We start from the raw sequence: 26,212 nt of genomic DNA on the forward strand, positions 1-26,212 counted from the left end.
GTGATCGCGCGCCGGACGCTGATCGTCGCCGGGTTCGGTGCCCTCGGCGTCCTCGCCGTCTACGTCCAGCATCTGATCATCGGATACGACGTCCCGTTCTGGGGACTGTTCGACAACCAACTCGACCTCGACGTCTACCGCGCCGGGGCCCGCACCGTCCTCGACGGCGGTCGCCTCTACGACGCGAAGCTGCTGGGTCAGATGGACTACACCTACGCGCCGGTGTCGGTGGTGGTGTTCACCCCGTTCGCATGGATGTCGTTCCTCGCCGCGCGCATCGTGTGGACCGCCGCGATCTTCGTCGCCCTCTACTTCGTGATCACACTGTCGTTCCGGGCGCTGGGCCGGCCGATCACCCCGCGCCTGCGGGTGATCGCGGTGTCGTTGGTGCTGGTGGCGGCATTGCTGGAACCGGTCCGCAGCACCATCTGGTTCGGCCAGGTCAACATCTTCCTGATGGCGGTCATCCTGTGGGATCTGCTGCGGGCCGATCGCTCGCGCCTGCACGGGATCGGCACCGGAATCGCCGCCGGCGTGAAACTGACCCCGCTGATCTTCGTGCTCTACCTGCTGGTGCAGCGCCGATGGCGGGCCGCGATCGGCGTGATCGCCGGATTCGTGGGGACGATCGTGGCCGCGTTCGTGGTGTTGCCCGGGGACTCGTGGCAGTACTGGACGGGGACGTTCTTCGACTCGAATCGTGTCGGGGTGCCCGACACCGTCGGCAACCAGTCGATCCGAGGGGCCCTGGCCAACTACTTCCGCACCGACAGCCCCTCGACCGGCGCCTGGTTGGTGCTCGCGCTGCTCGCGATGGGGCTGGGGTTGTGGGCAGCGGTCGTCGCCCATCGACACGGCCAGGAGCTGTTGGCGTTGACGCTGGTGGGGATGACGTCGTGCGCGGTGTCGCCCATGTCGTGGGGCCACCACTGGGTGTGGGTGGTCCCGCTCGGGGTGATCCTCGTGCACCACGCGCTGGCGGCGCGCACCCGGCTGATCGCGATCGCGGCGACGACGGCCGCCGTCGCCCTGCTGCTGGTGACGTTCGCGTGGCGGACGGTGATCGACGGCCCGATGACCTTCGTCGGCGAGACCCACCCCGACGCCCGCTACACCGGCCTGTTCTTCAAGCACGGCATCGAGTGGCTCCGATGGTTCACCCTCGATCCGTACAACTGGGTGTTCGTCGCCGCCGCGGTGACGACATTGGTGATCCTGGTCCCCGCACGAATGTCCGTGTTCGATTCCCGAGCGCTCGCCGAGGATGGCTATCATTCCTGACGATCGATGACACCGTGTGTCGATCGAGTCCAGGAGTACAACAGTGGCCGCGGGAGCGACGTCGTCTGACGGTGGCGAGATGATGGGGCGCGAGGTGACCGGGAGAACCCTCCCGCGACACCCCGCCCTCTACGCGATCCCCGTGGCCCTCGCCGCCATCGCCCTGTACCTGCAATACGCGTACATCCCCTTCCGCGCGCATGTCTTCGGGCTCTTCCAGAACCAGGCGGACCTGCGGGTCTACCGAGCCGGTGCCCAGCACCTGCTCCACGGTCAGCCGATCTACGACCGGCCGGTGCTGGGACATTTCGACTACACCTACACACCGTTCTCCACCGTGGTGATGCAGCCGCTCGCCTGGGTGAGCAAGGACGTCGCCGTCGCGGCGTGGTCGGCCCTCATCGTGGTGGCGCTGTTCTATGTGGTGGTCGCGAGCTTTCGGGCGCTGGGATACCGCCTCGACGCGCGCCTGGTGGTGGTGGCGACGTCGCTGGTCGCGATCGCGCTGCTGCTCGAGCCGGTGCGCACCACCATCTGGTACGGCCAGATCAACGTCTTCCTGATGGCGATCGTGATGTGGGATCTGTTGCGTCCGTCGGGAAGTCGACTCCGCGGTGTCGGGGTCGGGATCGCCGCCGGCATCAAGCTGACCCCCGCGTTCTTCGTGTTCTTCCTCGCCCTCACGCGTTCGTGGCGGGCGGTCGCGGTGGCCGCGGCCACGGGCGTCGCGACCGTGGTGGTGGGGGTGGTGTTGATCCCGAAGCAGTCGTGGATGTTCTGGACCGACAAGGTCTTCGACTCCCAGCGCGTCGGCGACGTCCGTAACCCGGCGAACCAGTCGCTGCGCGGCGCGATCGCGCACATCTTCGAGACCCGTGAACCGAACACGGCGGTGTGGCTGCTGGCCGTCGTCGTCGTCGCCGCCCTCGGGCTGGGCGCGGCGATGGTGGCGCATCGCCATGGCAACGACGTCCTCGCGTTGTCGTTGACGGGTATGACGACGACGGCGGTGTCGCCGTTCTCCTGGGGTCACCACTGGGTGTGGTTCGTGCCCCTGCTGGTGGTGACCGTCGATCTCGTCCTGCGGGCGTGGACTCGCGCGTCCCATGTGCAGGCCGTCGCCCTGACCGCGCTGCCGGTGGCACTCGTGCTCTCGACGTTCGTGTGGAAGTTCTTCCTGCCCGACGGCGCCGTGGGGTTGCGACCGTTCTACGGGATCGGTCTGTTCATGAATCCCGTCCCCGCGTGGTTCCGCTGGTTCGGCGCGCAGCCGTACCTGTGGGTCCTGCTGATCACGGCGATCGGGACGCTCGGCGCGTACCTCGTCGGGGCACGTCGAGCGGCGCCGCGCGGGGCGATCGGCGACAGTGCCGACGAGCCTGTGGACAGTGCCGTCGGTGGGCGCTCGGCGCGTCGGTAGGCGCCGGTAGTCTTTCTCGCGTGGCCCTGTACCGGACGTATCGACCAGCTACGTTTGCCGACGTCGTCGGTCAAGAACACGTCACCGAGCCGCTGTGCCGGGCACTCGATTCCGGCCGCATCAACCACGCCTACCTGTTCTCGGGTCCGCGCGGCTGCGGCAAGACGTCGTCGGCACGCATCCTCGCCCGGTCGCTGAACTGCGTCGAAGGCCCCACCTCGACGCCGTGTGGCGTGTGCGACTCCTGCGTGGCGCTGGCGCCCGGCGGTCCCGGCAACCTCGACGTGATGGAACTGGACGCGGCCAGCCACGGCAACGTCGACGACACCCGAGAGCTCCGCGACCGAGCCTCCTACACCCCGGCGTCATCGCGGTACCGGGTGTTCATCATCGACGAGGCACACATGGTCTCGAGCGCGGGCTTCAACGCGCTGCTGAAGGTGGTGGAGGAGCCGCCAGAGCACCTCATCTTCATCTTCGCGACCACCGAGCCCGAGAAGGTGCTGCAGACCATCCGGTCGCGTACCCACCACTACCCGTTCCGGCTGCTCGCGCCCGCGGTGATGCGCGGCCTGCTCGAGTCGATCTGCGCCAAGGAGAACGTCACCGTGGCGCCGCCGGTGTTCCCACTGGTGATCCGCGCGGGTGGTGGCTCGCCACGCGACTCGCTGAGTGTTCTCGACCAGTTGCTGGCCGGCGCCGGACCCGAGGGCGTGACCTACGAGCGGGCGCTGGCGTTGCTCGGCGTCACCGACGTCGCGCTGATCGACGACTCCGTCGACGCGTTGGCCGAGTCGAACGGCGCCGCACTGTTCGGTGCGGTCGAGCGGCTGGTCGACGCCGGTCACGATCCGCGTCGGTTCGCCGTCGACCTGCTCGAACGGTTCCGCGACCTCATCCTCCTGCAGGCCGTGCCCGACGCGGTGGAGCGCGGACTCGTCGAGGTCCCCGAGGACCAGGTCGAGCACATGCGTGCCGAGGTCGAGCGCATCGGCCCCGCCACGCTGACCCGCTTCGCCGAGACGGTGCACGCGGCGCTGGGAGAGATGCGCGGCACCACCTCGCCGCGCCTGCTGCTCGAGGTGATGTGCGCGCGCATGCTGCTGCCCTCGGCGTCGGATGCGGAATCGGCTGTGCTGCAACGGATCGAACGTATCGAGGCGCAGCTCGCCGGAGGCGCACCCGCGGTCACGGCCCAGATCGGCGCAGCGGCACCCGCGGTGGTGCCCGGACCCGCCGGACCGCCTGCCGCGCCCGCCGACACCGACGCGGGGTCGAAGTTCGTGCGTCCCTCGCAACGTCGGGAGACCGAGCCCGAATCGCGGCCCGAGCCCGAACCGGCGCCTCCGGTCACCTCGCCGGCACCCGTCGTCGAACCGGTCGCGGCGGTTCCCGAACCCGCCGCCCCCGAGATCGTCCCGGAGCCCGAGGCCGTCACGGAGCCCGAGCCGGTGGAACCGGAGCCCGAGCCCCCCGTCGCCGAGCCTGCAGCCGTCGAGCCCGAGCCCGAGCCGGAGGTCGTCGAGCCCGCGCCGGCCGCCGAGGTCGAGCCCGAACCGGTCGAGCCCGAACCCGAACCGGAACCGGTGGAGCCCGAGCCCGCCGCAGCCGAGCCCGGCCCACCCGCGGCGGCCGGGGTCGACGTCGAGACCGTGCGCGCGAAGTGGGCCGATGTACGCGCGAAGATCGGTGAGCGCGACAAGATCATCCAGGTGATGCTGTCGGCCGCGACCGTGCGCGCGGTCGAGGGATCGACCCTCGTGATCAGCCACGACGCGGCGCCGTTGGTCGCGCGGCTCTCCGAACCCCGCGGTCAGACGGTGATCAGCGCCGCGATGGGCGACGTGTTCGGCGGCGAGTGGTCCATGCGCTGCGTCCACATGGCCAACGACGCGGCGTCGGCGACCACGGTGAACGATCCGACGGGTCCCGGCCGCAAGGGCGCAACGGCGGAGAAGACGACCTACACGCGTCGTGGCGGCCGCAGTGGGGCGAACGCGGCGGCCGCGGGGTCATCGGACGAACCGCCGCCGCCCGAGGAACCATCCCCGGAACCTGCGCCACCCGTCGCCGACGAAGACCTCACCGACGCCGATCGCGACGAGATGATCGCCGACGCCCGCGACAGCGATCCCGATCCGCGCATGGATCCCGAGCAGGTCGCCATGGCTCTGCTCGTCTCCGAACTCGGCGCCCGCCCCATCGACGGCACCTGACCCGCCAGTTGGGCATGTAACGACCGCAGTTGGGCACGTAATGCCCGCGGTTGGGCACGTGACGAGCCCGACCGAACGACATCGCAAACGGCGATGCCCAACTGCGGGATTTACCTGCCCAACTGCGGGAACTATCTGCCCAACTGCGGGGTTTATGTGCCCAACTGCGGGGGTGTCAGATCAGGCGTTCCACCAGGGGCGCAGGGGGAGGCCGTTGCCGCCGTTCTCGTCGAGCTTCACTGCGAGCACCTGGTGCAGCTGGATGATGTTGCGCTCGAAGCCGACCCGGCAGGCGGCCATGTACAGACCCCACAGGCGGGCGGTCGATTCACCGACCTCGGCGACGGCGTCGTCCCAGTTGGCCACGAGGTTCCGGTTCCAGTCGCGCAGCGTCATCGCGTAGTGCTCGCGCAGGTTCTCCTCGTGGACCACCTCGAGCCCGGCGTCCTGCATGGCCGCGATGATGGTGCCCGATCCGGTCAACTCCCCGTCGGGGAACACGTAGCGGTCGATGAACGCGCCCGCCTTGTGCTTGCCCTTGTTGTCGGGCCGGGTGATCGAGTGGTTCAGCATCAACCCGCCCGGCTTGCACTTGTCGCGCATGAAACCGAAGTACGACGGGTAGTTCGCCACACCGATGTGCTCGGTGAGTCCGATGGACGAGACCGCGTCGAACCCGGTCTCGGTGACATCGCGGTAGTCGCTGAACCGGACCTCGGCGAACTCCGCGAGCCCCTCCTCGGCGATCGCCTTCTGGGCCCAGTCGGCCTGTTCGGCCGACAGCGTCGCACCGATCGCGTACACACCCTGGCGCGCGGCGTAACGCACCATTCCGCCCCAGCCGCAACCGATGTCGAGCAACCGGTCGCCCGGCTTCAGGCCCAGCTTGTCGAACACAAGGCGGTACTTGTTGTCCTGAGCGGTCTCCAGGCTCGCGTCGCGGTCGGGGAAGCAGGCGCACGTGTAGGTCATCGACGGTCCGAGAACCCACTCGTAGAACGTGTTCGACACGTCGTAGTGGTGGTGGATCGCCTCGGCGTCACGAGTTCGGCTGTGCCGCAACCCTTCGGCGATACGACGCCACCTCGGCTGCGCCTCCTGGGCGGGCGGGGTGATCGGCTTGAAGTGCTCGAGCCCGAGCGACCGGGTGATGTTGGCCAGCGTGATCGCGTTGGGTCGCGCGAAACTGACGTTCGCCGAGAGCGCCTTGAGCGCATCGTAGGGATCGCCGGGCGGGCTGCCCTTGAGGTTCAGATCGCCGGAGATGTAGGCCCGTGCCATCCCGAGGTCACCCGGTGCGGTGACCAGATACGTCGTGCCACGCGGGGTCACGAGATCGAGGCCGTACTCGGCGTCGACAGGCCCGGCGGAGCTGCCGTCGTACGCGGTGACCCGCACCTTGAGGTCACCGCCGGCGATCGCCTCGACGATCTCGGCGAGCGACATCTTGGGCGCTGAGATGATCGACGGTGAACCGCCTCGGGTGGATGTTCCGTGATTCGCCATCATTGACGCTTCACCGCCTTCGCATAGAGATCCAGGAAACGAGCTCCCGGGTCGAACTGTTTCTTCAGACGCCGCATCGCGTCTCCGCCGTACAACTCGTCGAACTGGTCCTCGTCGTAGAACGCGTCCGAATACAGGGACTTGTGGCCGTCGAGCTCGGAGACCTTTGCCTCGATCAGCCGGTTGGCCCGTCCCTCGACCGCGCCCTCCTGGATCGGCACCGCCGACCAGAACCCGACGTTGACGTAGGTGCGGTTCGGCTCCAGGGGGTACAGCGGCCACGGCCTGTCGCCACTCGACCCGCTCGCGTCGTCCGCGCCGCTTGCTTCGCATCCGGCGCGTAACCGCAACGGGCACAGCCAGATCGGTTCGATCGGGATGGTCTCGAGGAACCATTCGATGAACTCGGTGGTCCGCTCGATGGGCACCTCGATGTCCTGCACGACGCGCTCGTTCGGAGGCTCACCCTTGCGGGCGTTGAGTCGGTCGGCGATGTCGTAACGGTGGTCGAGGGCGATCAGCTTCCAGTAGAAACTGCTGCGCAACAACTTCTTCGGCCAGAATCGACGGATCTTCGGGTTCTGCGCGCCGAACGCGCGCGAGCACCAGAACCAGTCGGTGTCCCACCGCCACAGGTAGTCGTGGATCGTCAGCCGGTCGCGGATCGGCGTCGAGGTCGTCGCGTGCTGGATGGAGCGGTAGTAGATGTCGGACCCGGTGTAGTCGCTGACCGGACCCTCGACCGCGCTGCGACGACCGAGCGTGAGGTACGCCTCGGTGGCGGTGAACACGACACCGTCGAGGTAGTCGACGGTCTCGCCGTCGTGGCTGCCGTCGGTGATGATGCGGTCCATCGTGTCCTGCAGCGTCGCGATGTCGGTGAAGCGCAGATGGCGCAGCTTCACGAACGGGTCGACGCGCTCGAGTTCGATCCGCAGCCGCGTGCTGTAGCCCAACGTCCCGTAGGAGTTGGGGAAGCCGTGGAAGAGGTCGGCGTTCTCATTGGTGGGGCTCGCGGTGACGATGTCCCCCGAGCCGGTGAGGATGTCCATCTCGAGCACCGACTCGTGCGGGAGCCCATTACGGAACGACGTGCTCTCGATACCGAGCCCGGTGACCGCCCCGCCGAGGGTGATGGTCTTGAGCTGGGGCACCACCAGCGGTGCGAGACCGTAGGGGAGGGTCGCGTCGACGAGGTTCTCGTAGGTGCACATACCGGCGACGTCGGCGGTCATCGCATCGGGATCGACCGAGATCACGCGGTCCAGACCGGAGACGTCGAGACCCGGGTAGGGGTTCTTCGCGCGACGGCGGAAGAGGTTGGAGGTCTTCTTCGCCAGCCGGACGGTGGCGTGGTCGGGGATCGCGCGGTAGCTCGCGAGAAGCGTCTCGACTCCGCGGGCGAAGGCGTCGGCCCCCATCTCGCGGTCGTTCGACCCCGCCTGCGACCGGCGTCGCCTCACCACCTCGCCCGATCCCGTCGCTGTGTCTGAAGTCATCTCGATGAGAGTAGGACTCCGCTCTCGGCCCCGCCAACCAGCCACCGGACACGACCTCATGGCGCGTGGATGAACACCACCCGACCCGTGCCACGATGGATGCATGGACGCCACCGCACTGCGCGAACTGCAGAAGCCGCTCAAGGACCAGTACAAGGAACAGCCCGAGGCCGCGCTCGCGCCGTTGCACGCCGTCGGGACGTTCACCGACGGCGACATCACGTGCACCGTCGACACCTGGGCCGGGCCCATCACCGCCGGACTGCACCCCACCACCGGCGGCGACGGCAGCGAGGCCTGCTCGGGCGACATGCTGCTGCAGGCACTCGTGGCCTGCGCCGGGGTGACGTTCCGTTCGGTCGCGACGGCGATGTCGCTCGACATCCGCAACGCACAGGTGCGCGCCGACGGCGCGTTCGACGCCCGCGGCACCCTCGGCATCGACCGCGACGTGCCCGTCGGGATGACCGACATCTCCCTGACCTTCACCTTCGACACCGACGCCGACGACGCCAAGGTCGCGAAGCTCCTCGAACTTACCGAGCGCTACTGCGTGGTCGCCCGCACCCTCGCGGGGTCGGCGCCGGTGGCGATCAGGAGGGGCTGACCACCGGTAATCTGTTCGGCACGACACGGCCTGCCCTCCCGGCGGGCCCCGCACCGAGGAGATTTTCGTGGCCCAGGTTTCGGCGACACAGTCGATCGACATCAACGCAGCACCCGACGCGGTGCTCTCGGCGCTGTCGGATTACACCGTGGTGCGTCCGCAGATCCTGCCCGAGCAGTACCTCGACTACCAGGTGGTCAGCGGGAAGTCGGGCGCGGGCACCGTCGCGCAGTGGACGCTGCAGGCGACGAAGAAGCGCTCGCGGAACGTGAAGGCGACGGTCACGGCCGACGCGAACTCCATCACCGAGACCGACGCGAACTCGACGATGGTCACCACCTACACCGTCACCCCGGCGGGTTCGGGTTCGAAGGTCTCGACCACCACGCAGTGGCAGGGCGCCGGCGGCATCGGCGGCTTCTTCGAGAAGACCTTCGCCCCCAAGGGGCTGAACCGCATCCAGTCGGCGTTGCTGGGCAACCTGAAGACGCGGCTCGAGACCTCGTGACCCCTTTTCGGTCGCGCTGAGTCGAACGACGAGCCGACCGATGGGACGCCGCCGCCGAGCGCACCCGCTGCCGCCGCGGGACGGTGTCGACGCCACGCGCGTGGTGGTCCGCGACCCCGCCCTCGCTCTCCTCGACGTACTCCGTGCGGCACCCGCGTTCGCCGGCGTCGACGATGCGGCCCTGCTCGAGCGTTTCGCGGCCGGCGAGGTCGTCGATTCGACCGGCATCGCGCTGACCCCGACGACTCGATGCCGCGCGGGTCGGCCGGTGTACCTCTACCGGGATCTCCCCGCCGAGGTCGAGATCGGGTTCACGATGCCGATCCTGCACCGCGACGACGACATCGTGGTGGTCGACAAACCGCACTTCCTCTCGACCATGCCCCGCGGCGCGCATGTCACGCAGACCGCATTGGTCCGTCTGCGCCGCCACCTCGGCGTCGATGCGGTGAGTCCGGCCCATCGGCTCGACCGGCTGACCGCCGGCGTGCTGCTGTTCACCCTCCGACCCGAGGTGCGGGGCGCCTACCAGCGCTTGTTCGCCGAACGGCAGGTGCGCAAGGTGTATCGCGCGGTCGCACCAGCGCCGCGGGTGTCGATGCCGATTGAGGTCGCCGATCGCATCGTCAAGGACGCGACCGACCTGCGGGCACGCGTCGTCGCGGGTGCGGTGAATGCGCGCACCCGCGTCGAGGTGGTCGGGGAATCCGGCACCGACGGACTCGCCGAGTACCGGCTGACTCCGATCACGGGCCGCACCCATCAACTCCGCTTGCACATGGCCGGTCTCGGGACACCGATCGTCGGCGATCCTCTCTACCCCGAGATCGACGACGACCTCGCTGCCCGCCCCGACCGCGGCGACTTCTCCCGACCGCTACGGCTGGTGGCGGCCGAGTTGACCTTCGACGATCCGCTCACCGGCCGTACCCGCACCTTCACCACCGACCGCCGGCCCTGACCGACACCACCGCACCCCGCACCACCGCAGTTGGGCCGTCGTTTCCGCCCGGTGGGCCCTCGTTCGCATCGGGTGGGCCGTCGTGACGCAGCGGGTGCGACGATGGTCCGATGATCGTCGCGTCGTACGACCGCATCGCCGATCTGGCGTTCGAGGCCGTCATCTTTCTCGACACCGAGAGCAGCGACTGCTTCCAGATCCAACGTGACCTTCTGACCCAGGTCACGACGACGGCGCCGACGTACCAGGTCAGCACCGGTATGAGCGCGCCGGTCCCCGACGGCATCACGCAGTGGCGACGGGTCGGCGACCGGTTCGAGTTCGCGCTCACCGCCCGCGCGTCACGGATCTTCGGCGGCACCGACGTCCTGTCGTTCGACGCCGAGGCCGCCGACGGCGTGACCCTCGACGAGATCGCCGAGCACGTCGAGCGTCTGCTGCGCTGACTTGGGCGGCGCGCCCACTACGCTGGACTCCGTGGATCCCGAGAACCCGATGGCAGGACTGTTGGCGCAGGCACAGAAGATGCAGGAGCAGCTTCTGGCCGCGCAGAACCAGATCGCGGAGACCGAGCTGACCGGCACGGCCGGTGGCGGCCTGGTCACCGTGACCGGAAGCGGTACCGGCGACGTGACCGGCGTGACGATCGACCCGAAGGTGATCGACGTCGACGACGTCGAGACACTGCAGGATCTCATCGTCGGCGCGCTGGCCGACCTCGCGAGCAAGCGCGACGCCCTGGCGTCGCAGACCATGGGCCCCCTGGCCGGCGGCCTCGGCGGACTGGGTGGCGGGCTGCCCGGATTCGGCGGCCCCGGCCTGGGTCAGTGACACCCCCGTGTACGAGGGACCGATCCAGGATCTGATCGACGAGCTGGCCAAGCTCCCCGGTCTGGGACCCAAAGGCGCACAGCGTATTGCGTTCCACCTGCTCGGCTCCGAGAACGAGGAGTTCGACCGGTTGATCGCCGCTCTCGGACACGTCCGCGACGACGTCACCTTCTGCGCCGAATGCGGCAATGTCTCCGCCGACAAACTGTGTCGCATCTGCTCCGACGCCCGCCGCGACACCACGAAGATCTGCGTGGTCGAGGAACCCAAGGACGTGCAGGCCATCGAGCGCACGAAGGAGTTCAAGGGGCGCTACCACGTGCTCGGCGGCGCCCTCGACCCGCTCGGCGGCATCGGTCCCGACCAGCTGCGGATCCGAGAACTGCTGCGGCGCCTCGGTAATCAGGCCGACGGTGTCGACGTCACCGAGGTGATCGTCGCGACCGACCCGAACACCGAGGGCGAGGCCACCGCGACCTATCTCGTGCGGATGCTCAAGGACTTCCCGGGCCTGTCGGTCACCCGACTGGCCTCCGGTCTGCCCATGGGCGGCGACCTCGAATTCGCCGACGAACTCACCCTCGGGCGCGCCATGTCGGGCCGCCGTGTTCTCACCTAGTCGCCGCCGTGTCGTCTCCTGATCTCGATTCCCGTTCGGTGGCATCGGATCTCGCCGACGAGCTCCGATCGGGCATCGTGGTGATCGACGGGCCGTCGGGCGCCGGAAAGTCGTCGTTCGCCGATCAGCTGATGAGTGCGCTGGGCGAGCGCAGGCGCGGTGCGGTCCTCATCCGCACCGACGAGTTCGCCACGTGGGATGACCCGGTGGGCTGGTGGCCGGAGCTCGAACACGAGGTGCTGCAGGCGTATACGCGCCGACACGACTACCGGCACCGACCGCGGGTGTGGCGTGGCGACACCGCCGAGCCGGGTCCACGCGTGTGGATCCGGTGGGAACCGCTCCTCGTCATCGAGGGGGTGTCGAGTGCCCGGAACGCGATGGCCGATCGAGCCGACCACGCGCTGTGGCTCGACGGCCCCACCGCCCCGGAACGACTCGAGCGCGCGGTCGCCCGCGACGGCGAGAGCGCGCGGGAGCACCTGCGACGCTGGCAGGACTTCGAGGCCGGCTGGTTCGCCGTCGACCGCACCCGCGAGCGGTGTCGGGTGATCGGCTGACCCGGTCGAGTTCCTCGAGCGTCGAACTCCTCAGCTACCGCTTCGCCGCGGCGATCCGTTCACGGCGCAGCTGGTCGATCTCCGGCAGGTCGAGCGGTGCCAGTGTCGCGCCACCCATGGCCCGCGACAACAGGTGGTCGGCGAGCTCGGGATTGCGGGCGAGCACCGGACCGTGGAGGTACGTGCCGATCACCGACCCGGTGACAGCGCCGTCGGCTCGATCCCCGGCGCGATTGCCGTGACCGGAGTCGACGCGGGCCAGCGGAACCGAGTCGGCACCGAGAATCGTTCCACCGCGGTGGTTCTCGAATCCCGTGAGTTGCTGTGTGAGGCCTGCGAGGGTGGGGCTGGTGACCAGCTCGCCGATGCTGCGGGTCGTCTGCGGTGTGGTGGTGAGATCGAGCATCGAGATGCCCTCGACCCGCTCGCCTGCCGAGGTCTCGTACCAGTGACCCAGAACCTGGATGGCGGCGCAGATCGCCAACACGGGCGCTCCCTTGGCGGCGGCCTTCTGTAAACCGGGGTAGCGCAGGAGATGTCGGGTGGCGAGACGCTGCGCGTAGTCCTCGGCCCCGCCGAGTGTGTAGACGTCGAGCGACTCGGGGACGGGGTCGTCGAGGGTGATCTGGACGATCTCGGCGTCGATGCCGCGCATCCGTGCGCGCTGCCGGAGGATGAGGGCGTTGCCGCCGTCACCGTAGGTGCCCATCACGTCGGGCAACACCAAACCGATTCGGAGTGTCGAGGTCTGGTCAGCCACGGCGGGTCCCCTCCGAGCGTTCGATCCGGTCGATGGCGACGCCGAGGTCACGGAACGCGGTGTAGTTGGCGAGGACGTCCACCCGGCCGGGAGGGCACGAGGCGATGGCCACCAACGGATCGGGGATGGTCTGGTGCTCGGCTCCGGCGTAGATGAGGCGCACCCCGAGATCGGAGGCCCGTTCTCCCGCGGCGACGACCGTCGTGTTCTCGAAGTGCTCGAAACGCACGTCCCAGAGCCACGAGAGGTCCTCGCCGTCGGGCACCTGGCCGTTAACGGCGATCACCAGTCCGGCGGCGTCGGGATCGATCATCGACAGCGCCTCCTGCCATCCGGCGGGGTTCTTGGCGAGCAGCAGACGCACCGAGTGCGGGCCGACGGTGCGCACCCCGTACCGCCCGGCGACCTCGCCGACACCGGACACCGCGGCAACCGCGGCGTGGGGGTCGGCGCCCATGGCCACCGCTGCGGCGACGGCCTGGGTCGCGTTGCCGCGGTTGGCCTTTCCGGGCAACGTGAGGGTCATCGGTGCGGTGAAGCCGTCGGGGCCGTGGATGGAGTCGTCGTCGAACCACCACGAGGGCGTGGGGCGCCGGAAGTCGGTTCCGCTGCTGTGCCAGTCGTCGCCGGAACGGATGATCGGTTCGCCCGAGCGCGGGCAGCTCACGGAGTCGTTGGCCCATCCGGCGCCGGCCGCGACCCACACCACGTTCGCCGCGTCGTACGCCGCGGAGGCGACGAGCACGTCGTCGCAGTTGGCGATCACCGTCATGTCGGGGTGTCTGGCGATGCCCTCGCGCAGCCTGCGCTCGATGATGTTGATCTCGCCCACGCGGTCGAGCTGATCGCGTGAGAGATTCAGCAGCACAAGCACGTCGGGATCGACCGCGTCGGACACGTGGGGCACGTGCAGCTCGTCGACCTCGATCGCCGCGTACGGCGCGTCGCGTCCGAGGGTGAGCGCGGCGATGATGCCGGCGTCCATGTTCGCGCCGTCGGCCTGACTGATCACGCCACCGAGACCGGCGAGGGCCGCGGCGGTCATCTTCGTCGTCGTGGACTTGCCGTTGGTGCCGGTGATGAGCGCGGTGGCCTTGCCGCCCGCGAGACGACCCATGATCGAGGGGTCGATCTTCGCGGCGATGAGACCACCGATCATGGAGCCTTTGCCGCGACCGGTTCTCTGGGAGGCCCAGCGAGCTCCTGCGGCCGCCGCGAGCGCCGTCCGGGTACGAATCGGGAGGCGCGCCCGGCGTTGCGTGGGGGCGTCGGACATGCCGATGAGTCTGTCACAGGGACCGCTCTGCCCGCCGCGCCCATCATCCCGCCGAGGCAGCCGATGATGACCACCGCGGCCCCGATGAGCTGCAGCGCAGACGGGTCCTCACCGAGCACGAGCCACGAGGCGGTGATCCCCACCACGGGCACCAGCAGCGAGAACGGCGCCACCGTGCTCGCCGGGTGCTTGCTCATCAGATAGGTCCACAGTCCCGACCCGGCGACGGTCCCCAGCACGATCACGTAGGCGAGTCCACCGAGCGCGATCAGACCCTCGTGCGTGAACGCGGTCGACAGTGCGTCGACTCCCGCCGAGGGGCCCTCGATCACCAGGCTCACGAGGTAGAGCGGGATCGGCGGGATCACGCACATCCACAGCGTGAGCCGCATGGGGTTGTCGGGCTTGGCCATGCGGCTGCCGAGATTGCCGAACGCCCACCCCAGTCCCGCGATCAGCGTGAGGAGCATCGGGAGCACGCCGATCCCGGCGCCGGCCTCGGCCCGGTCGATCCCGATCAGGATCATGCCGCCGATCGCGACACCGATGCCGATCACCTGTCGCAGCGTCATCCGCTCGCCGAGCAGCAGCACGCCGAGGACGACGGTGAACGGTGCCGACGACTGCAGCACCAGTGACGCGAGTCCGGTCGGCATGCCGGTCGCCAACGCCAGGAACAGGAACGCGAACTGGATGATCCCGAACCCGGTTCCGTAGAGCAGGAGCCAGCGCACGGGGACGTTCGGGAAGGGCACGAACAGGATCACCGGGACGGCCATCACGGCGAAGCGCAGCGCGGCGAAGAAGAACGGCGGAAAGTGTTCGAGGCCCGCGTGGATCGCGATGAAGTTCAGGCCCCACAGCACGACGACGGTCAGCCCGATCAGACGGTGGCGAGTGCTCATGTGGACAACGATGGGTGAGGCGCCCGCTTCAGGACAATCGAATTGTTGTGCACGGTCGTTGTAGATTTCCTACATGGATGTCCATCGCTTGCGGCTGCTCAGGGAGTTCGCCGACCGGGGCAGTGTGGGTGCCGTCGCCGATGCGATGCGCCTCACCCCCTCGGCGGTGTCGCAGCAGCTGAAGGTGCTGGCTCGCGAGGCGGGTATCGAGCTCCTCGAGCAGCAGGGGCGGGGTCTGCGGCTCACCGACGCGGGCCGTGCGCTGGTGCTGCGCGCCGACGAGGTGATCGCGTCCGTCGACCGGGCCGTCGAGGAGATGGCCGCCCGTTCTCGCACCACCGTCGGCACGGTGCGGCTCGCGATGTTCCCCTCGGCCGCGGCGCTGCTGCTGCCAGGTCTGCTCTCGGCGACGAGGGCGTCGGGGATCGACCTCGTGGCCGCCGATGTCGACGTGCCCTACGGCTCGGCGCCCGATGCGCTGGCCGACCACGATCTCGTGCTCACCCACCGTGACGAACGCGCGCCGTCGATCACGTCGCCCCGCGTTCGCTCCGCCGTGGTGATGCGTGAGCCCGTCGACCTCGTCGTGCCGCCCGACCACCGGCTCTCCGAGCAGGAATCGGTGAGTCTCGATGACCTCGACGACGAGGAGTGGATCAGCGTGCGCGGTGGGTTCCCGGTCGATGACGTGCTGCTGTCCCTCGCGACGGTGACCGGTGTCGCACCCCGGGTCGTGCACCGCATCAACGACTTCGCGGTCATCGAGGCCATGGTGGCCGCCGGCCACGGCATCGCCCTCATGCCCCGTCACGCGGTGCGGCATACGCAGGTACATCGGCTGGTGCTCGCGGGCGTGCGCGCGGCCCGAGTCTACGAGATCCTGCATCGCCCGTCGGCGCTCGACCGTCGGGTCAACGCTGCTGTGGCCGAGGGCATCCGCCGATTGTGCGCCGACATCGAGTGACACCGACACCGGCAGCGGCGTCACGAGGACGCGGTCGCTCACGCAACCCGTGCCTCGTACCGCCATGGTGGTGCGCTCAGGCGTCGATGGTCAGGACCACCCTGCCCGTCGGCCGTCCGTGCTCGACGAGGTCGTGTGCGGCCGCGATCTCGTCCAGTGGGAACTCGTCGATGACCGGCACCAGGTCACTGTTCTCGGCGGCGGCCGCGGTGAGATCCCGGGCGGCCGCGAGCTTCGCCTCCGGCGGGAAGTCGTCGCTGCCGAGCAACCGGATCGACACGTTGGCGAACAGCAACGGCCAGAGCGGGAGTGTGGGGCGTGCCTCGGGGCTTCCGTAGACGGCGATGACGGCGTTGTTCGCGACGACCTCGGTGTCGAGTTCGATGTTCGCCGAGAAGGCGACCTCGATGATGCGGTCGACACCGTCCGGTGCGACCGCGCGTATCCGCTCGACGGCGTCGGACTCCAGCGACACGACGTAGTCGGCCACCGATGCGGGGACCCGCGCGATGTCGGTGTCGCGGCGGACAGTCCCGACGACGGTGGCGCCGCCGCGGCGTGCGAGCTGCGCGGCCAGGGACCCCACCGCCCCGAGCACGCCGTGGACCAGCACCGTCTTTCCCTCCACCGGCCCGTCGGCGAACACCGCGCGGTGCCCGGTGATGCCGGGGATACCCAATGACGCACCCACCGAGTCGCTCACCGCCGGTGGCAGGTCCACTGCGAGATCGCTCGGCACCACCGTGCTCTGTGCGGCGGTTCCGAGAGGTCGATAGGACTGTGCGCCGTAGGTCCACACCCTGGTGCCGACTCGCGCCGGGTCGACACCGGGTCCCGTGGCATCGATCACGCCGGCACCGTCGCTGTGCGGCACGACGCGGTCGAACGCCATCGGCGAATCGAGCCATGCCTGGCGCTTCTTCACGTCGCCGGGGTTCACACCCGAACGGGTCAGCCGTACGCGGACCTCTCCGTCACCCGGCTCGCTCTCGGCGATCTCGCCGATCTGCAGGACCTCGGTGGCCGGACCCTGCCGGTCGTAGAACGCTGCGCGCATGCTCTTGCCTCTCGTGTGGTGGTCCCTCACTCAAGACATCGGGGCCTCCGACCATTCCCGCCGGAGCGGATCCCGACGCGGCTGGCGGAGTCAGCTGAACTGATAGTCGCTGACAGGGAACGTCGATGCCGCGTGGAGGCTGTTCGACGTCGAGGTCGGACGCAGCAGCGCCGCCTCGCCGTGCTGATTGAAGTAGTAACTCCGCGAGGTGGAGCACTGGCCTCCGTAGAAGACCGAGTCGCCGAGCTTCTCGGTGACGTCGTCGAGGAAGGCGGAGTTGGCGTCGTCGGTCACCTCGAAGGTGGCCGCGCCACGCCGCGACAGCTCGCCGAGCAGACGTCGCATGTGGGCCATCTGCGATTCGATCGTCGTGAAGTAGGACAGCCCGCTGTAGGAGTACGGACTGTTCAGGCTCAGCAGGTTCGGGAACCTCGGGATCGTGATGCCCTCGTACGCCTGGAACCGGTGTTCACGCCACCACGCACCGAGGTCGCGCCCCTCGCGTCCGATGATCTGCAACGCAGGGAAATTGGTGTCCCAGAGGTTGAAACCGGTCGCCAGCACGAGCGTGTCGATCGGCGTGCGCGTGCCGTCGGCGGTGATCACCGCGTCGCTCTCGAAGCGTTCGATCGACGATGTCTGCAGCCGGGTGTTCGGGCGGTTGAACGTGCGGAAGTACTTGTTGGAGAACGTCGGTCGCTTGCAGCCGAAGTCGTAGTGCGGGGTGAGGGCCTTCCTCGTCGCGCGCTTGCGGACCGAGACCCGCAGGTGTGCCCGCGCGGCGGCGGCGGCGATCTTGTTGACGATCTTGGCCTGCCGGAAGTGCAGGACACCCACCACCATGATCCCCTCGAGGATCGCGTTGTTGACCGATCGTGCCGCCCGCTGGGTGCGCGGCACACGGGCGAACAGCCGCTGCACGACCGGCGGGATGGCGAAGTCGATCTTCGGCACCACCCAGATGGGGGTGCGCTGGAACACCGTGAGAGCGGTTGCACGCGCGGCGATCTCGGGGATCAGTTGGACTGCCGTGGCACCCGTGCCGATGATCGCGGCACGCTCACCGGTGAAGTCGTGGGCGTCATCCCATCGGGTGGTGTGGATGATCGTGCCCGCGAAGGTGTCGATACCCGGGAAGTCGGGCGTGTGGGGTTGGGACAGGAATCCGGTGGCGGTCACGAGGAAGCGTCCGGTGAGGGTCTCGCCCGCGTCGGTGGTCACGGTCCAGTGGTGTTCACGGTCATCCCAGTCGGCGCGCTGCACACTGACCCCGAAACGCATCGAGCGCCGCAGGTCGTAGGTGTCGGCGATGTGTTCGGCGTACTTCTTCAGCTCGGCGCCGGGTGCGAACAGTCGCGACCAGTGGGGGTTCGGGGCGAACGAGTACGAGTAGGTCACCGAGGCGATGTCGACGGCGAGCCCGGGATAGTGGTTGACGTGCCACGTGCCGCCGAGGTCGTCCTCGCGGTCGAGGATCGACAGACGCTCGTACCCCAGTTCGCGGAGTGCGATCGCGGCACCCATACCGCCGAAGCCTGCGCCGACGATGATCGCGTCGAACTGTGGTGTCATCGTCGACCCCTTGGTTAGCTGTGACCGCTCGTCACACGTATCCGTGGAGTGTGGTCCATCCTCGCGTCGACGTCAAGGGTGGCCATCGTGGCGTGCCCGCCGCGAACTGACGAACCCGCCTCAGGCACGAGGCGGGTTCGTCAGTTCGGAGCGGGTCGGCGCGGGCTAGGGCGCCCAGGTGCGCGGGGCGGGGCCTGCGGCGACGTCGTCGCCCTGTCCCGACCCGAACCGCTTGCGGTGGTTGCGGTTGACCGCCGAGACGACCGCGCGCAGCGTCGCGGTGGTGATCGAGGTGGCGATGCCGACGCCCCACACGACCTCGCCGTCGATCTCGGTCTCCACGTAGCTGGCCGCGCTGGCGTCGAAGCCCGCGGTCATCGCGTGCTCGCTGTAGTCGAGGATCCGGATGTTGAACCCGACGGTGCCCAGGGCATCGACGAACGCCGCGAGCGGCCCGTTGCCCCGGCCGGCGATCTCCTTCTCGACGCCGTCGACCTTGACCACGGCACTGATGCGGTCCTCGCCGTCGTCGGTCTCGGCGGCGTCGACGCGCTGGCTGATGCGCTCCAGCGGTCGCAGCGGGTGCAGGTACTCGTCGGCGAAGACGTCCCACATCTCCTTGGGCGAGACCTCGCCGCCCTCGCCGTCGGTGATCTTCTGGATCTCACGACTGAACTCGATCTGCAGTCGCCGCGGCATGGCCAGGCCGTGGTCGGACTTCATGATGTAGGCGACGCCGCCCTTGCCCGACTGGCTGTTGACGCGGATCACGGCCTCGTAGTTGCGGCCGACGTCCTTGGGGTCGATGGGCAGGTACGGAACCTGCCAGTAGAGGTCGTCGATGTCGGAATCGGCGGCGTCGGCGTCGACCTTCATCTGGTCGAGCCCCTTGTTGATCGCGTCCTGGTGGCTGCCCGAGAACGCGGTGTAGACGAGATCGCCGCCGTAGGGGTGGCGCTCGGGGACGCCGAGCTGGTTGCAGTACTCCACGGTCCGACGGATCTCGTCGATGTCGGAGAAGCTGATCTGCGGGTCGACGCCGCGGCTGAACAGGTTCATCCCGAGGGTCACCAGGCACACGTTGCCGGTGCGCTCCCCGTTGCCGAACAGGCAGCCCTCGATGCGGTCGGCGCCCGCCTGGTAGCCGAGTTCTGCTGCGGCAACGGCCGTTCCGCGATCGTTGTGCGGGTGCAGGCTCAGGATCACCGAGTCGCGACGGGCCAGGTTGCGGTGCATCCACTCGATGGAGTCGGCGTACACGTTCGGCGTCGCCATCTCGACGGTGGCCGGCAGGTTCAGGATGATCGGGTCGGCCGGGGTGGGCGCGATGATCTCGGTGACCGCGTCGCACACCTCTTTGGCGTAACTGAGCTCGGTCCCGGTGTACGACTCCGGGGAGTACTCGTAGCGCCAGTGGGTGTCGGGGTACTTCTGCTCCTCCGACTTCACCTTGCGGGCGGCATCGGTGGCGATCTTGGTGATCGCGGCCTTGTCGGCGCGGAACACGACACGGCGCTGCAGGATCGAGGTCGAGTTGTAGAAGTGCACGATCACCCGGTTCGCGCCGCGGCAGGCGTCGAAGGTGCGCTCGATGAGTTCGTCACGGCACTGGGTGAGGACCTGGATGGTGACGTCGTCGGGGATGGCTCCGTCGGTGATGATCTCGCGGACGAAGTCGTAGTCGGTCTGGCTGGCCGAGGGGAAGCCGACCTCGATCTCCTTGTAGCCCATGCGGACCAGCAGGTCGAACATCCGGCGCTTGCGCGCCGGGCTCATCGGGTCGATCAGCGCCTGGTTGCCGTCGCGCAGATCGACCGCGCACCACGCGGGGGCGCGGTCGATGATCCGGTCGGGCCAGGTGCGGTCGGCCAGCGTGATGGCCTCGACCTCGTCGGCGAAGGGCTTGTACCGATGCGACGGCATCGCCGAGGCGCGCTGGGTGTTCCAGCTCGGTTGATCAGAGGGGACGGGGCCGCCGGGCGAGACGATGCGGCTGGCTCCGGAACGAAAACTGTCTGCTGCAGGCATGGGAGGTCATTTCTCCGTGGTCGTGGATGAAGTGACCGGCGCAGGATCGACCCCCGCGACGGGGAGCCGGTCTGATCAGACCCCGCCGCGGCACCCGAGAAGGAGGCTGCGCCGCATGGTGGCAGACGATACCCCCGCCCCCGTGATGGGCCAAACAGTCGTCCCCGAGGGCTGATCCTCGAGAGTTCACCCGACCGCGGCCGCACGGGCTCGGAGGTCGGAGACCACGTCCGCGCCGAGCGGACGGTCGCGCGGAGCAGTCCAGCACGCGGCGAGAAGGTCGTGGCCGAGGTGACGCAGGTGTACGTGGGAGGGCCAGTCGGTGTGGGCCCAGCGGGGCTCGTCGACCGCGCTTTCGGTGGCCGCGAGCTCGGCTTCCATCAGCGCCCACTGCACATCCCGGCGGCCCGCCCGCGCGGTGTCGGTGTGCGGTGAGGTGACGGCGACGTCGTCGAGCAGGCGTCGCATGTTCCCCACCGCGGCCGACCGGGACCACCGCGTGGTGCGTCGATGTGCGCCGGGGCTCACGACCCACAACGCGGCGACCGCGACGGCCACGCCCAGCGCCGTCTCGATGATCCGGTCGCCCGCGATCACCGCGAGGCCCGCTGTCGTCGGCGACATCAGCAGGGCGAGGGGTGTGATGGCGAGGACGGCGAGTCCGTAGTTGCTCACCACGCTGATCTCGATGGTGAAGGTGAGGACGGTCAGGATCGCGACGAGCGCCACACTGCCCGGTTCGAGGAGGTGCACCACCGCGAACAGGCCCACGCCGACAACGGTTCCGGCGAGTCGATGGGCGCCGCGCAACACGCCGCGGATGCGGTCGGGCCCGAGCTGCAGAACCAGGACGACCGCGGCGATCGCCCAGTCCGGTCGACTCAACCCGGCCGCGACCGAGATCAGCCCGACGACGGTGGCCGCGACGACCACCCGGACGGTCGCGACCGTGGCGTGGCTGTTCGGATGCGCGGCGGCCCGGAGTCGTTGTCCCACCGACGGGCGCGGCAGCGGTGCGGTCGAGAGGGTCTCGTCGTCGGTGGCGCCGTGGAGTCGATGGTGCGATTGCCAGAGTCGCTGCGCCAGGGCGCCGTCGGTCTGTGCGGCGTCGTGCAACACGCTCCAGGCGTGCAGGAGTTGCCCCGACGCACCCTGCCGCAGAGCCGATTCCGGCGGGGCGTCGGTCGCGAGGTAGTCGTCGATCGCGGCGACGGCCGCGCTCACCGACGACTCCTCGGGTCGTGAGCGGTGCACCAGCGCCGGGGCCATCCCGGCGACCATCGAGCCGACGGTCCCGGCCGCGGTACACGCGACGACGACCCACGGGTTCACACCGTGCTGGGTCACCGTCGCGGAGATCCCGCCGGTCAGCACGAAGAACAGCGGACCGGGCGGACCGATCCGCAGGGCGTTGCCCACGAACACCGCGACCCCGGCGATGACGACCGACGCCATCACCAGTCCCGACCGCACCGCGGCCGAGGCGTCGAGGTCGGCGAGGTGGCCGAGGGACCCCATCACTGCGACCGAGGCCACCAGCGCCGCCGCGGCGATGCCGATGACCCGCCATCGGATCCGGAAGGGACGGTTCTCGCCGTAGAGCACCGCGAACGAACCGAGCGCGGCGAACAGCGCGTTGTGACCGAGTCCTCCGATCAGCAGGACGACGGCCGGCAGCGCGAACGCGGCCGCGGCCCGTACCGCGGCCGGCCAGCGCGTGCCGAACCCCGACACCCCGAAGAACAGCGCCCGCAACGACGGCCGCGGGGGCGGCGGATGGTGTGCCGAGCCGTCGTCGGAACTCATCCGCCGAAGGGGTGGCCCCAGCGCTCGGCGAACGCGATCTCCCCCAGAGGCCGTCGTGTGCGCTCGCGTGCGTCCTTCTCGGCGATCTTCGGCTCCAGCGTGGCCGGGTCGGCGAGGGTCCCGACCGCGAGCAGCACCAGTGGCCGCTCACCCGCGGGGATCTCGAAGCGCTCGATGGTCGCGGGGACCTCGAAACCGGCCATGGGGTGACCCACGTACCCGAGATCGACGGCCTGCAGGATCATCTGGGCGGTCGCGAGACCGAGATCGACGGCACCGTAGGTGGTCGCGTTCGCGTCGGTGGCGTCGTCGCGGGTGGTGAGCAGGATCAACGCCGACGCCGCGCTCGCCCAGGCGTTCCCGCGGCTGAGCACCTCGGTCAGCGTGGTGAACGTCGCATCGCCGCGCACTCCCACCACGAACCGCACGGGTTGCGTCGACCCCCAGGTCGGCGCCCAGCGCCCCGCCTCCAGGATCGAGGTGAGGTGATCGGCGGGAATGGTGGCCGAGGCGTCGAGGCCTCGTGCGCTCCATCGCTTCTCGAAGAGTTCGTGCACGGTTGTCGTCCCTCCCTGCGCCCGCTGTGCGGGCACCATCAGCGCGCTTGTCGGCGGCGCAGCACGACCGCGATCACCGCGGCCATCACCACCAGTATTCCTGCGCTGGTGCCCACGGCGACATGCAGCCCGTCGACGAAGGCGGTCCGGGCGGTCTGCGCCAGATCGCCACCCTGGTCGGACCCCAGTTGTGTTGCGTGCCGCAGGGTCTCACCGAGCGTGTCCGAGAAGTCGCGTCCGTCGGAATTGCCGCGGAACACCAGCGTCGCCAGCGAACCGATGAGGGCGAGGCCGAGCGAGGTGCCCAGCTCGAAGCTCGTCTCGCTGATCCCCGACGCCGCGCCCGCGCGCTCGGGCGGGGCCGAGGCCACCGCGACCTCCGACACCAGGCTGAAGACGATGCCGTAACCGACGCCGGCGACGGTGGTCGCCGCGAGGTAGATCCACAACGGCGTGTCGGTGCCCAGGCCCAGCAACCCGAGGTTGCCGACCGCGGCGAACAGCAACGCCGTCACGAAGGCCCCGCGAGTGCCGAGCAACGAGCTGATCCGCGACGCCCCCAGCGAGAACACCGCGACGGCGACGGCCATCGGGACACCCGCCAGAGCGGCGGCCAACACATCGCGGCCCAGGACCGACTGCAGGTAGATGCCGGTCAGGTACGACAGCGCGCCGAGGGTCATCATGCACGTCAACGCGGCCATGATCGCCGAGGTGAACGCGGGGAGACGGAACAGGTTGATCTGCAGCAGAGGGTGTTTCGCGCTGCGCTGCTGCCGGATGAACGCCACGATCGCGACCACACCGATGACCGCGGAGACGATCCCCACGGCATCGACACCGTCGGCGGCGAGATGCTTGATCGCGTAGACCAGCGGCAGGATGCCGAGCAGCGACAGCACGACACCGAGGACGTCGAACGGATCGGTGGTACCCGAACGGTATTCGGGGACGAACCGCGGTGCCAGCACCAGCAGCACCAGCAGGATCGGGACGTTGAGAAGGAAGATCGAACCCCACCAGAAATGGTGCAGCACCACGCCGCCGATGACCGGGCCCACGGCCGAGCCGCCGGCGAAGCATGCGGTCCACACGCCGATGGCCAGCGAGCGGTGGCGCAGGTTGGGGAACATGTTGCTGATCAGCGACAGGCTCGCCGGCAGCAGGGTCGCACCACCGACGCCCATCAGCGCGCGCGCGCCGATGAGCACCTCGGGGTTCGGCGCGAAGGCCGCGATCACCGACGCCAGGCCGAACAGCGTCGCGCCCGACAGCAGGATCTTGCGGCGCCCGAAGCGGTCACCGATGTTGCCCATCGTGATGAGGAGGCCGGCGATGAGGAAGCCGTAGATGTCGACGATCCACAGCTGCTCGGCCGCCGTCGGCTCGAGCTGATCGGTGATGGTCGGGATGGCGAGGTAGAGGACCGAGAAGTCCATGGCGACCAGCAGGACCGGCAGCGACATGATGGCGAGGCCCAGCCAGGCACGGGGGTCGGTGCGCGGTTGCGTCCCTCGCGGGTCGGCGCCTCCTGTTGTCTGCGCGATCGTGCTCATGCTGCTGTCCTCCTCTGCTGACTCGACTGTCGACACCGATGCGCGTACGGCGTACGCGGATGGTTTGCTCCGGCAAAGATACCCAGTTGGGTACGCTGTACGCAAATGAATTATGTGGTGCTCTGCGCCACCGCCGACGGGAGGTGATGTGCGGTGACCGAATCGACGGGGACGACGCGCCTGACCCGGTCGGCGATCGTCGAGGCCGCGATCGATCTCGCCGACGCCGAGGGCTTCGCGGCGGTCACCATGCGCAAGATCGCCGACCGTCTCGGGGTGGGCGCGATGTCGCTCTACCGCCACGTCGCCGACAAGGACGCGCTGCTCATGGCCATGACCGAGGAGGTCGGCCGGCGATTCCCCTACCCACACGAGATGGCGCGCACCGACGGGCGCGGCGACGAGCTCAGCGACGATCTCGCCGTCGTCGGTCACCGCACGTGGCGTGAGTGCGTGCAGGTCGCCGTCGAGATCGACTGGGCGCTCTACCAGCGTCACCCGTGGGTCGTGCTGGCCTACTCGTCACCGCGGCACAGCATGGGCGCGTCGAGTCTGGGGTGTCTGGACTGGATGATGGCCGGCTTCTCCCAGCTCGGCGTCGACCGCGTGACGTCGGCCGAGATGACCCTGACCCTCTGGAGCTACATCCAGGGAGTCGCGCTGGCCGACGTCAGCGACCAGCTGCTGCGGACCAACCCCGAGCAGGTCTCCACCCGCAGCGGCCTCGACGACGTGCTCGACGGCGACGAGGCCGAACCGCCGCCGCCCCGTGTGGCGGCCCTGCGCGGCGTCGGCCGCGAGCGCCGACTGACCGATTCGCGGCGCCGGCTCGACCACGGCGTCGAGCTGCTCTGCGTGGGGTTCGAGGCCGCCGCACGCTGACTGGCGGGATCTTTACGAAGAGTGTCGCAGCTGCCACTGTTGGCAGGATCGTTGTGCCCGCAGAGTCAGTGCCATGACCTTCACGCTGATCCTGATCCTGGCCCCTGCTCTCGTCCTGGCGCTGGCCGTCGCCGATCGTCGCAGTCGTCGCGAGGCGGGGCTGCCCACCCTCGACTCCTACGCCGGTGTCCTCACCGACCTCGGTCCCGATGCCGACGGCATCCGTGACGAGGTGACCATCCGCGCCGCCCGCGATCGACTCGCCGCGCACGAGCGGTCGGGGGCCGACACCGGCTTCCCCGGCCCGCGGTGGCTCGGGGTGCGGTGAGCCCCGCGGGTGTGACCCGGACAGCCGTGACCCGGACCGTCATGCCCCCGGCACACTCCGGCGTCGGCACCTACTGTCGGGACCATGCGACTGGGACTGCGACACGCGATGCCATCGGTCGAACTGACCATCGACACACCCGCCGCCGCGGTGTGGGACGTCATCACCGATCTGACGGCCTGGCCGGAGTGGGGGCCGTCGGTGACGGGGGCGCAACTCGACACCCCCGGCGGGCTCGAGGCAGGAGCGCGCGGCAAGGTGTGGACCCCGGTGGGGGTGCCGTTGCCGTTCACCATCACCGAGTTCGTCGAGGGCCGGGCGTGGGCGTGGCGGGTGGCCGGGGTCCCCGCGACGCGTCACGAGGTGATCCCGCGCGGCGAGGAGCGGTGCGTGCTGAGTTTCGGTGTGCCCCTGTGGGCTCCGGCCTACCTGACGATCATGGCGATCGCGCTGCCGCGGATCGAGAAGCTGGCGCTCGCTCGCGCCTGACCTACCCGGGCCCGATCGGCCCCG

25 protein-coding genes are annotated in these 26,212 nt (G+C 69.2%); 14 read left to right on the plus strand and 11 right to left on the minus strand.

The window, feature by feature from the left end; translation table 11 throughout:
* From OG579_RS14105 to OG579_RS14115, 3 genes are all read left to right on the plus strand, one after another.
* A complete protein-coding gene (locus OG579_RS14105) occupies window positions 1-1,281 on the plus strand; it encodes a glycosyltransferase 87 family protein (protein WP_328856440.1) in 1,281 nt (426 codons plus the stop codon).
* 94 nt (window positions 1,282-1,375) lie between these two features.
* On the plus strand, window positions 1,376-2,701 hold the full coding sequence (locus OG579_RS14110) for a glycosyltransferase 87 family protein (protein ID WP_328856441.1): 1,326 nt from the start codon (window positions 1,376-1,378) through the stop codon (window positions 2,699-2,701).
* 20 nt (window positions 2,702-2,721) lie between these two features.
* The gene (locus OG579_RS14115; RefSeq protein ID WP_328856442.1) at window positions 2,722-4,917 is read left to right on the plus strand and encodes a DNA polymerase III subunit gamma and tau; all 2,196 of its coding nucleotides are present in this window, start codon (window positions 2,722-2,724) and stop codon (window positions 4,915-4,917) included.
* A 180-nt stretch (window positions 4,918-5,097) separates the two neighbouring features.
* Here the strand turns inward: OG579_RS14115 and OG579_RS14120 are convergent, their stop codons facing one another.
* Entirely contained in the window at window positions 5,098-6,363 is a 1,266-nt protein-coding gene (locus OG579_RS14120) for a class I SAM-dependent methyltransferase (protein WP_328856443.1), read from the minus strand.
* 59 nt (window positions 6,364-6,422) lie between these two features.
* Window positions 6,423-7,844, minus strand: coding sequence for an FAD-binding oxidoreductase (locus OG579_RS14125; protein WP_328859247.1), 1,422 nt, complete (start codon window positions 7,842-7,844; stop codon window positions 6,423-6,425).
* Between the two features lie 181 nt (window positions 7,845-8,025).
* On the opposite strand from OG579_RS14125, the gene OG579_RS14130 reads away from it, so the two are divergent.
* The 7 genes from OG579_RS14130 (at window position 8,026) to OG579_RS14160 (ending at window position 12,008) form a co-directional block, all read left to right on the plus strand.
* Window positions 8,026-8,529, plus strand: coding sequence for an OsmC family protein (locus OG579_RS14130; protein ID WP_045824704.1), 504 nt, complete (start codon window positions 8,026-8,028; stop codon window positions 8,527-8,529).
* A 67-nt stretch (window positions 8,530-8,596) separates the two neighbouring features.
* On the plus strand, window positions 8,597-9,037 hold the full coding sequence (locus OG579_RS14135) for an SRPBCC family protein (RefSeq protein WP_055785105.1): 441 nt from the start codon (window positions 8,597-8,599) through the stop codon (window positions 9,035-9,037).
* 40 nt (window positions 9,038-9,077) lie between these two features.
* Window positions 9,078-9,998: a pseudouridine synthase gene (locus tag OG579_RS14140; RefSeq protein ID WP_328856444.1), complete on the plus strand. Its 921-nt coding sequence runs from the start codon at window positions 9,078-9,080 to the stop codon at window positions 9,996-9,998.
* Between the two features lie 110 nt (window positions 9,999-10,108).
* Window positions 10,109-10,444: a hypothetical protein gene (locus OG579_RS14145; protein WP_045824699.1), complete on the plus strand. Its 336-nt coding sequence runs from the start codon at window positions 10,109-10,111 to the stop codon at window positions 10,442-10,444.
* A gap of 49 nt (window positions 10,445-10,493) precedes the next feature.
* The gene (locus OG579_RS14150; protein ID WP_045824761.1) at window positions 10,494-10,829 is read left to right on the plus strand and encodes a YbaB/EbfC family nucleoid-associated protein; all 336 of its coding nucleotides are present in this window, start codon (window positions 10,494-10,496) and stop codon (window positions 10,827-10,829) included.
* Window positions 10,830-10,836: 7 nt separating this feature from the next.
* Entirely contained in the window at window positions 10,837-11,448 is a 612-nt protein-coding gene (gene recR / locus OG579_RS14155; protein WP_328856445.1) for a recombination mediator RecR, read from the plus strand.
* 8 nt (window positions 11,449-11,456) lie between these two features.
* Window positions 11,457-12,008 (plus strand): uridine kinase family protein, encoded by a 552-nt coding sequence (locus OG579_RS14160; RefSeq protein ID WP_328856446.1) that lies wholly within the window; start codon window positions 11,457-11,459, stop codon window positions 12,006-12,008.
* Window positions 12,009-12,042: 34 nt separating this feature from the next.
* Here the strand turns inward: OG579_RS14160 and OG579_RS14165 are convergent, their stop codons facing one another.
* From OG579_RS14165 to OG579_RS14175, 3 genes are read right to left on the minus strand one after another with little or no spacing between them, the layout of a single operon-like run.
* Window positions 12,043-12,768 carry a type 1 glutamine amidotransferase gene (locus tag OG579_RS14165; RefSeq protein WP_328856447.1) on the minus strand — a complete coding sequence of 242 codons (726 nt, stop codon included), beginning with the start codon at window positions 12,766-12,768 and terminating at the stop codon, window positions 12,043-12,045.
* Entirely contained in the window at window positions 12,761-13,927 is a 1,167-nt protein-coding gene (locus tag OG579_RS14170; protein WP_328856448.1) for a Mur ligase family protein, read from the minus strand. Before OG579_RS14170 ends, OG579_RS14165 begins: the two co-directional genes overlap by 8 nt.
* Complete coding sequence (locus OG579_RS14175; RefSeq protein WP_328856449.1) at window positions 13,924-14,949, minus strand: EamA family transporter; 1,026 nt, start codon at window positions 14,947-14,949, stop codon at window positions 13,924-13,926. Before OG579_RS14175 ends, OG579_RS14170 begins: the two co-directional genes overlap by 4 nt.
* Window positions 14,950-15,022: 73 nt before the next feature.
* Here OG579_RS14175 and OG579_RS14180 point away from each other — a divergent pair, with 73 nt between their 5' ends.
* Entirely contained in the window at window positions 15,023-15,913 is an 891-nt protein-coding gene (locus OG579_RS14180; RefSeq protein WP_328856450.1) for a LysR family transcriptional regulator, read from the plus strand.
* A gap of 76 nt (window positions 15,914-15,989) precedes the next feature.
* Here the strand turns inward: OG579_RS14180 and OG579_RS14185 are convergent, their stop codons facing one another.
* The 6 genes from OG579_RS14185 to OG579_RS14210 all read right to left on the minus strand — a co-directional run bounded on the left by OG579_RS14185 (window position 15,990) and on the right by OG579_RS14210 (window position 24,489).
* Entirely contained in the window at window positions 15,990-16,970 is a 981-nt protein-coding gene (locus OG579_RS14185; protein ID WP_328856451.1) for an NADPH:quinone reductase, read from the minus strand.
* Window positions 16,971-17,060: 90 nt separating this feature from the next.
* Window positions 17,061-18,542 (minus strand): flavin-containing monooxygenase, encoded by a 1,482-nt coding sequence (locus OG579_RS14190; protein ID WP_328856452.1) that lies wholly within the window; start codon window positions 18,540-18,542, stop codon window positions 17,061-17,063.
* 165 nt (window positions 18,543-18,707) lie between these two features.
* Window positions 18,708-20,570, minus strand: a complete 1,863-nt coding sequence (gene leuA, locus OG579_RS14195; RefSeq protein ID WP_328856453.1) for a 2-isopropylmalate synthase — start codon at window positions 20,568-20,570, stop codon at window positions 18,708-18,710.
* A gap of 186 nt (window positions 20,571-20,756) precedes the next feature.
* On the minus strand, window positions 20,757-22,376 hold the full coding sequence (locus OG579_RS14200) for an FUSC family protein (protein ID WP_328856454.1): 1,620 nt from the start codon (window positions 22,374-22,376) through the stop codon (window positions 20,757-20,759).
* A complete protein-coding gene (locus OG579_RS14205; protein WP_045824756.1) occupies window positions 22,373-22,933 on the minus strand; it encodes a nitroreductase family protein in 561 nt (186 codons plus the stop codon). Before OG579_RS14205 ends, OG579_RS14200 begins: the two co-directional genes overlap by 4 nt.
* A gap of 38 nt (window positions 22,934-22,971) precedes the next feature.
* Complete coding sequence (locus OG579_RS14210; RefSeq protein WP_328856455.1) at window positions 22,972-24,489, minus strand: MFS transporter; 1,518 nt, start codon at window positions 24,487-24,489, stop codon at window positions 22,972-22,974.
* A gap of 153 nt (window positions 24,490-24,642) precedes the next feature.
* Here OG579_RS14210 and OG579_RS14215 point away from each other — a divergent pair, with 153 nt between their 5' ends.
* The 3 genes from OG579_RS14215 to OG579_RS14225 all read left to right on the plus strand — a co-directional run bounded on the left by OG579_RS14215 (window position 24,643) and on the right by OG579_RS14225 (window position 26,188).
* Window positions 24,643-25,371 (plus strand): TetR/AcrR family transcriptional regulator, encoded by a 729-nt coding sequence (locus OG579_RS14215; protein ID WP_328856456.1) that lies wholly within the window; start codon window positions 24,643-24,645, stop codon window positions 25,369-25,371.
* Between the two features lie 73 nt (window positions 25,372-25,444).
* Complete coding sequence (locus OG579_RS14220; RefSeq protein ID WP_328856457.1) at window positions 25,445-25,699, plus strand: hypothetical protein; 255 nt, start codon at window positions 25,445-25,447, stop codon at window positions 25,697-25,699.
* Between the two features lie 84 nt (window positions 25,700-25,783).
* The gene (locus OG579_RS14225) at window positions 25,784-26,188 is read left to right on the plus strand and encodes an SRPBCC family protein (RefSeq protein ID WP_328856458.1); all 405 of its coding nucleotides are present in this window, start codon (window positions 25,784-25,786) and stop codon (window positions 26,186-26,188) included.
* Window positions 26,189-26,212: the final 24 nt, after the last annotated feature.

This window comes from Williamsia herbipolensis, from assembly GCF_036153515.1.
Lineage (GTDB): Bacteria > Actinomycetota > Actinomycetes > Mycobacteriales > Mycobacteriaceae > Williamsia_A > Williamsia_A herbipolensis.

Excerpts from the sequence above, each read along its gene's own strand:
- OG579_RS14120 (WP_328856443.1), bottom strand. The coding sequence starts at position 6,363 with ATGTCGCTCGCCGAGATCGTCGAGGCGATCGCCGGCGGTGACCTCAAG.
- OG579_RS14190 (WP_328856452.1), bottom strand. The coding sequence starts at position 18,542 with ATGACACCACAGTTCGACGCGATCATCGTCGGCGCAGGCTTCGGCGGT.
- OG579_RS14140 (WP_328856444.1), top strand. The coding sequence starts at position 9,078 with ATGGGACGCCGCCGCCGAGCGCACCCGCTGCCGCCGCGGGACGGTGTC.
- OG579_RS14150 (WP_045824761.1), top strand. The coding sequence starts at position 10,494 with ATGGCAGGACTGTTGGCGCAGGCACAGAAGATGCAGGAGCAGCTTCTG.
- OG579_RS14170 (WP_328856448.1), bottom strand. The coding sequence starts at position 13,927 with ATGATCGGTGGTCTCATCGCCGCGAAGATCGACCCCTCGATCATGGGT.
- OG579_RS14180 (WP_328856450.1), top strand. The coding sequence starts at position 15,023 with ATGGATGTCCATCGCTTGCGGCTGCTCAGGGAGTTCGCCGACCGGGGC.
- OG579_RS14185 (WP_328856451.1), bottom strand. The coding sequence starts at position 16,970 with ATGCGCGCAGCGTTCTACGACCGGCAGGGTCCGGCCACCGAGGTCCTG.
- OG579_RS14200 (WP_328856454.1), bottom strand. The coding sequence starts at position 22,376 with ATGAGTTCCGACGACGGCTCGGCACACCATCCGCCGCCCCCGCGGCCG.
- OG579_RS14220 (WP_328856457.1), top strand. The coding sequence starts at position 25,445 with ATGACCTTCACGCTGATCCTGATCCTGGCCCCTGCTCTCGTCCTGGCG.
- leuA (WP_328856453.1), bottom strand. The coding sequence starts at position 20,570 with ATGCCTGCAGCAGACAGTTTTCGTTCCGGAGCCAGCCGCATCGTCTCG.
- OG579_RS14145 (WP_045824699.1), top strand. The coding sequence starts at position 10,109 with ATGATCGTCGCGTCGTACGACCGCATCGCCGATCTGGCGTTCGAGGCC.
- OG579_RS14130 (WP_045824704.1), top strand. The coding sequence starts at position 8,026 with ATGGACGCCACCGCACTGCGCGAACTGCAGAAGCCGCTCAAGGACCAG.
- OG579_RS14210 (WP_328856455.1), bottom strand. The coding sequence starts at position 24,489 with ATGAGCACGATCGCGCAGACAACAGGAGGCGCCGACCCGCGAGGGACG.
- OG579_RS14175 (WP_328856449.1), bottom strand. The coding sequence starts at position 14,949 with ATGAGCACTCGCCACCGTCTGATCGGGCTGACCGTCGTCGTGCTGTGG.
- OG579_RS14225 (WP_328856458.1), top strand. The coding sequence starts at position 25,784 with ATGCGACTGGGACTGCGACACGCGATGCCATCGGTCGAACTGACCATC.
- OG579_RS14125 (WP_328859247.1), bottom strand. The coding sequence starts at position 7,844 with ATGGGGGCCGACGCCTTCGCCCGCGGAGTCGAGACGCTTCTCGCGAGC.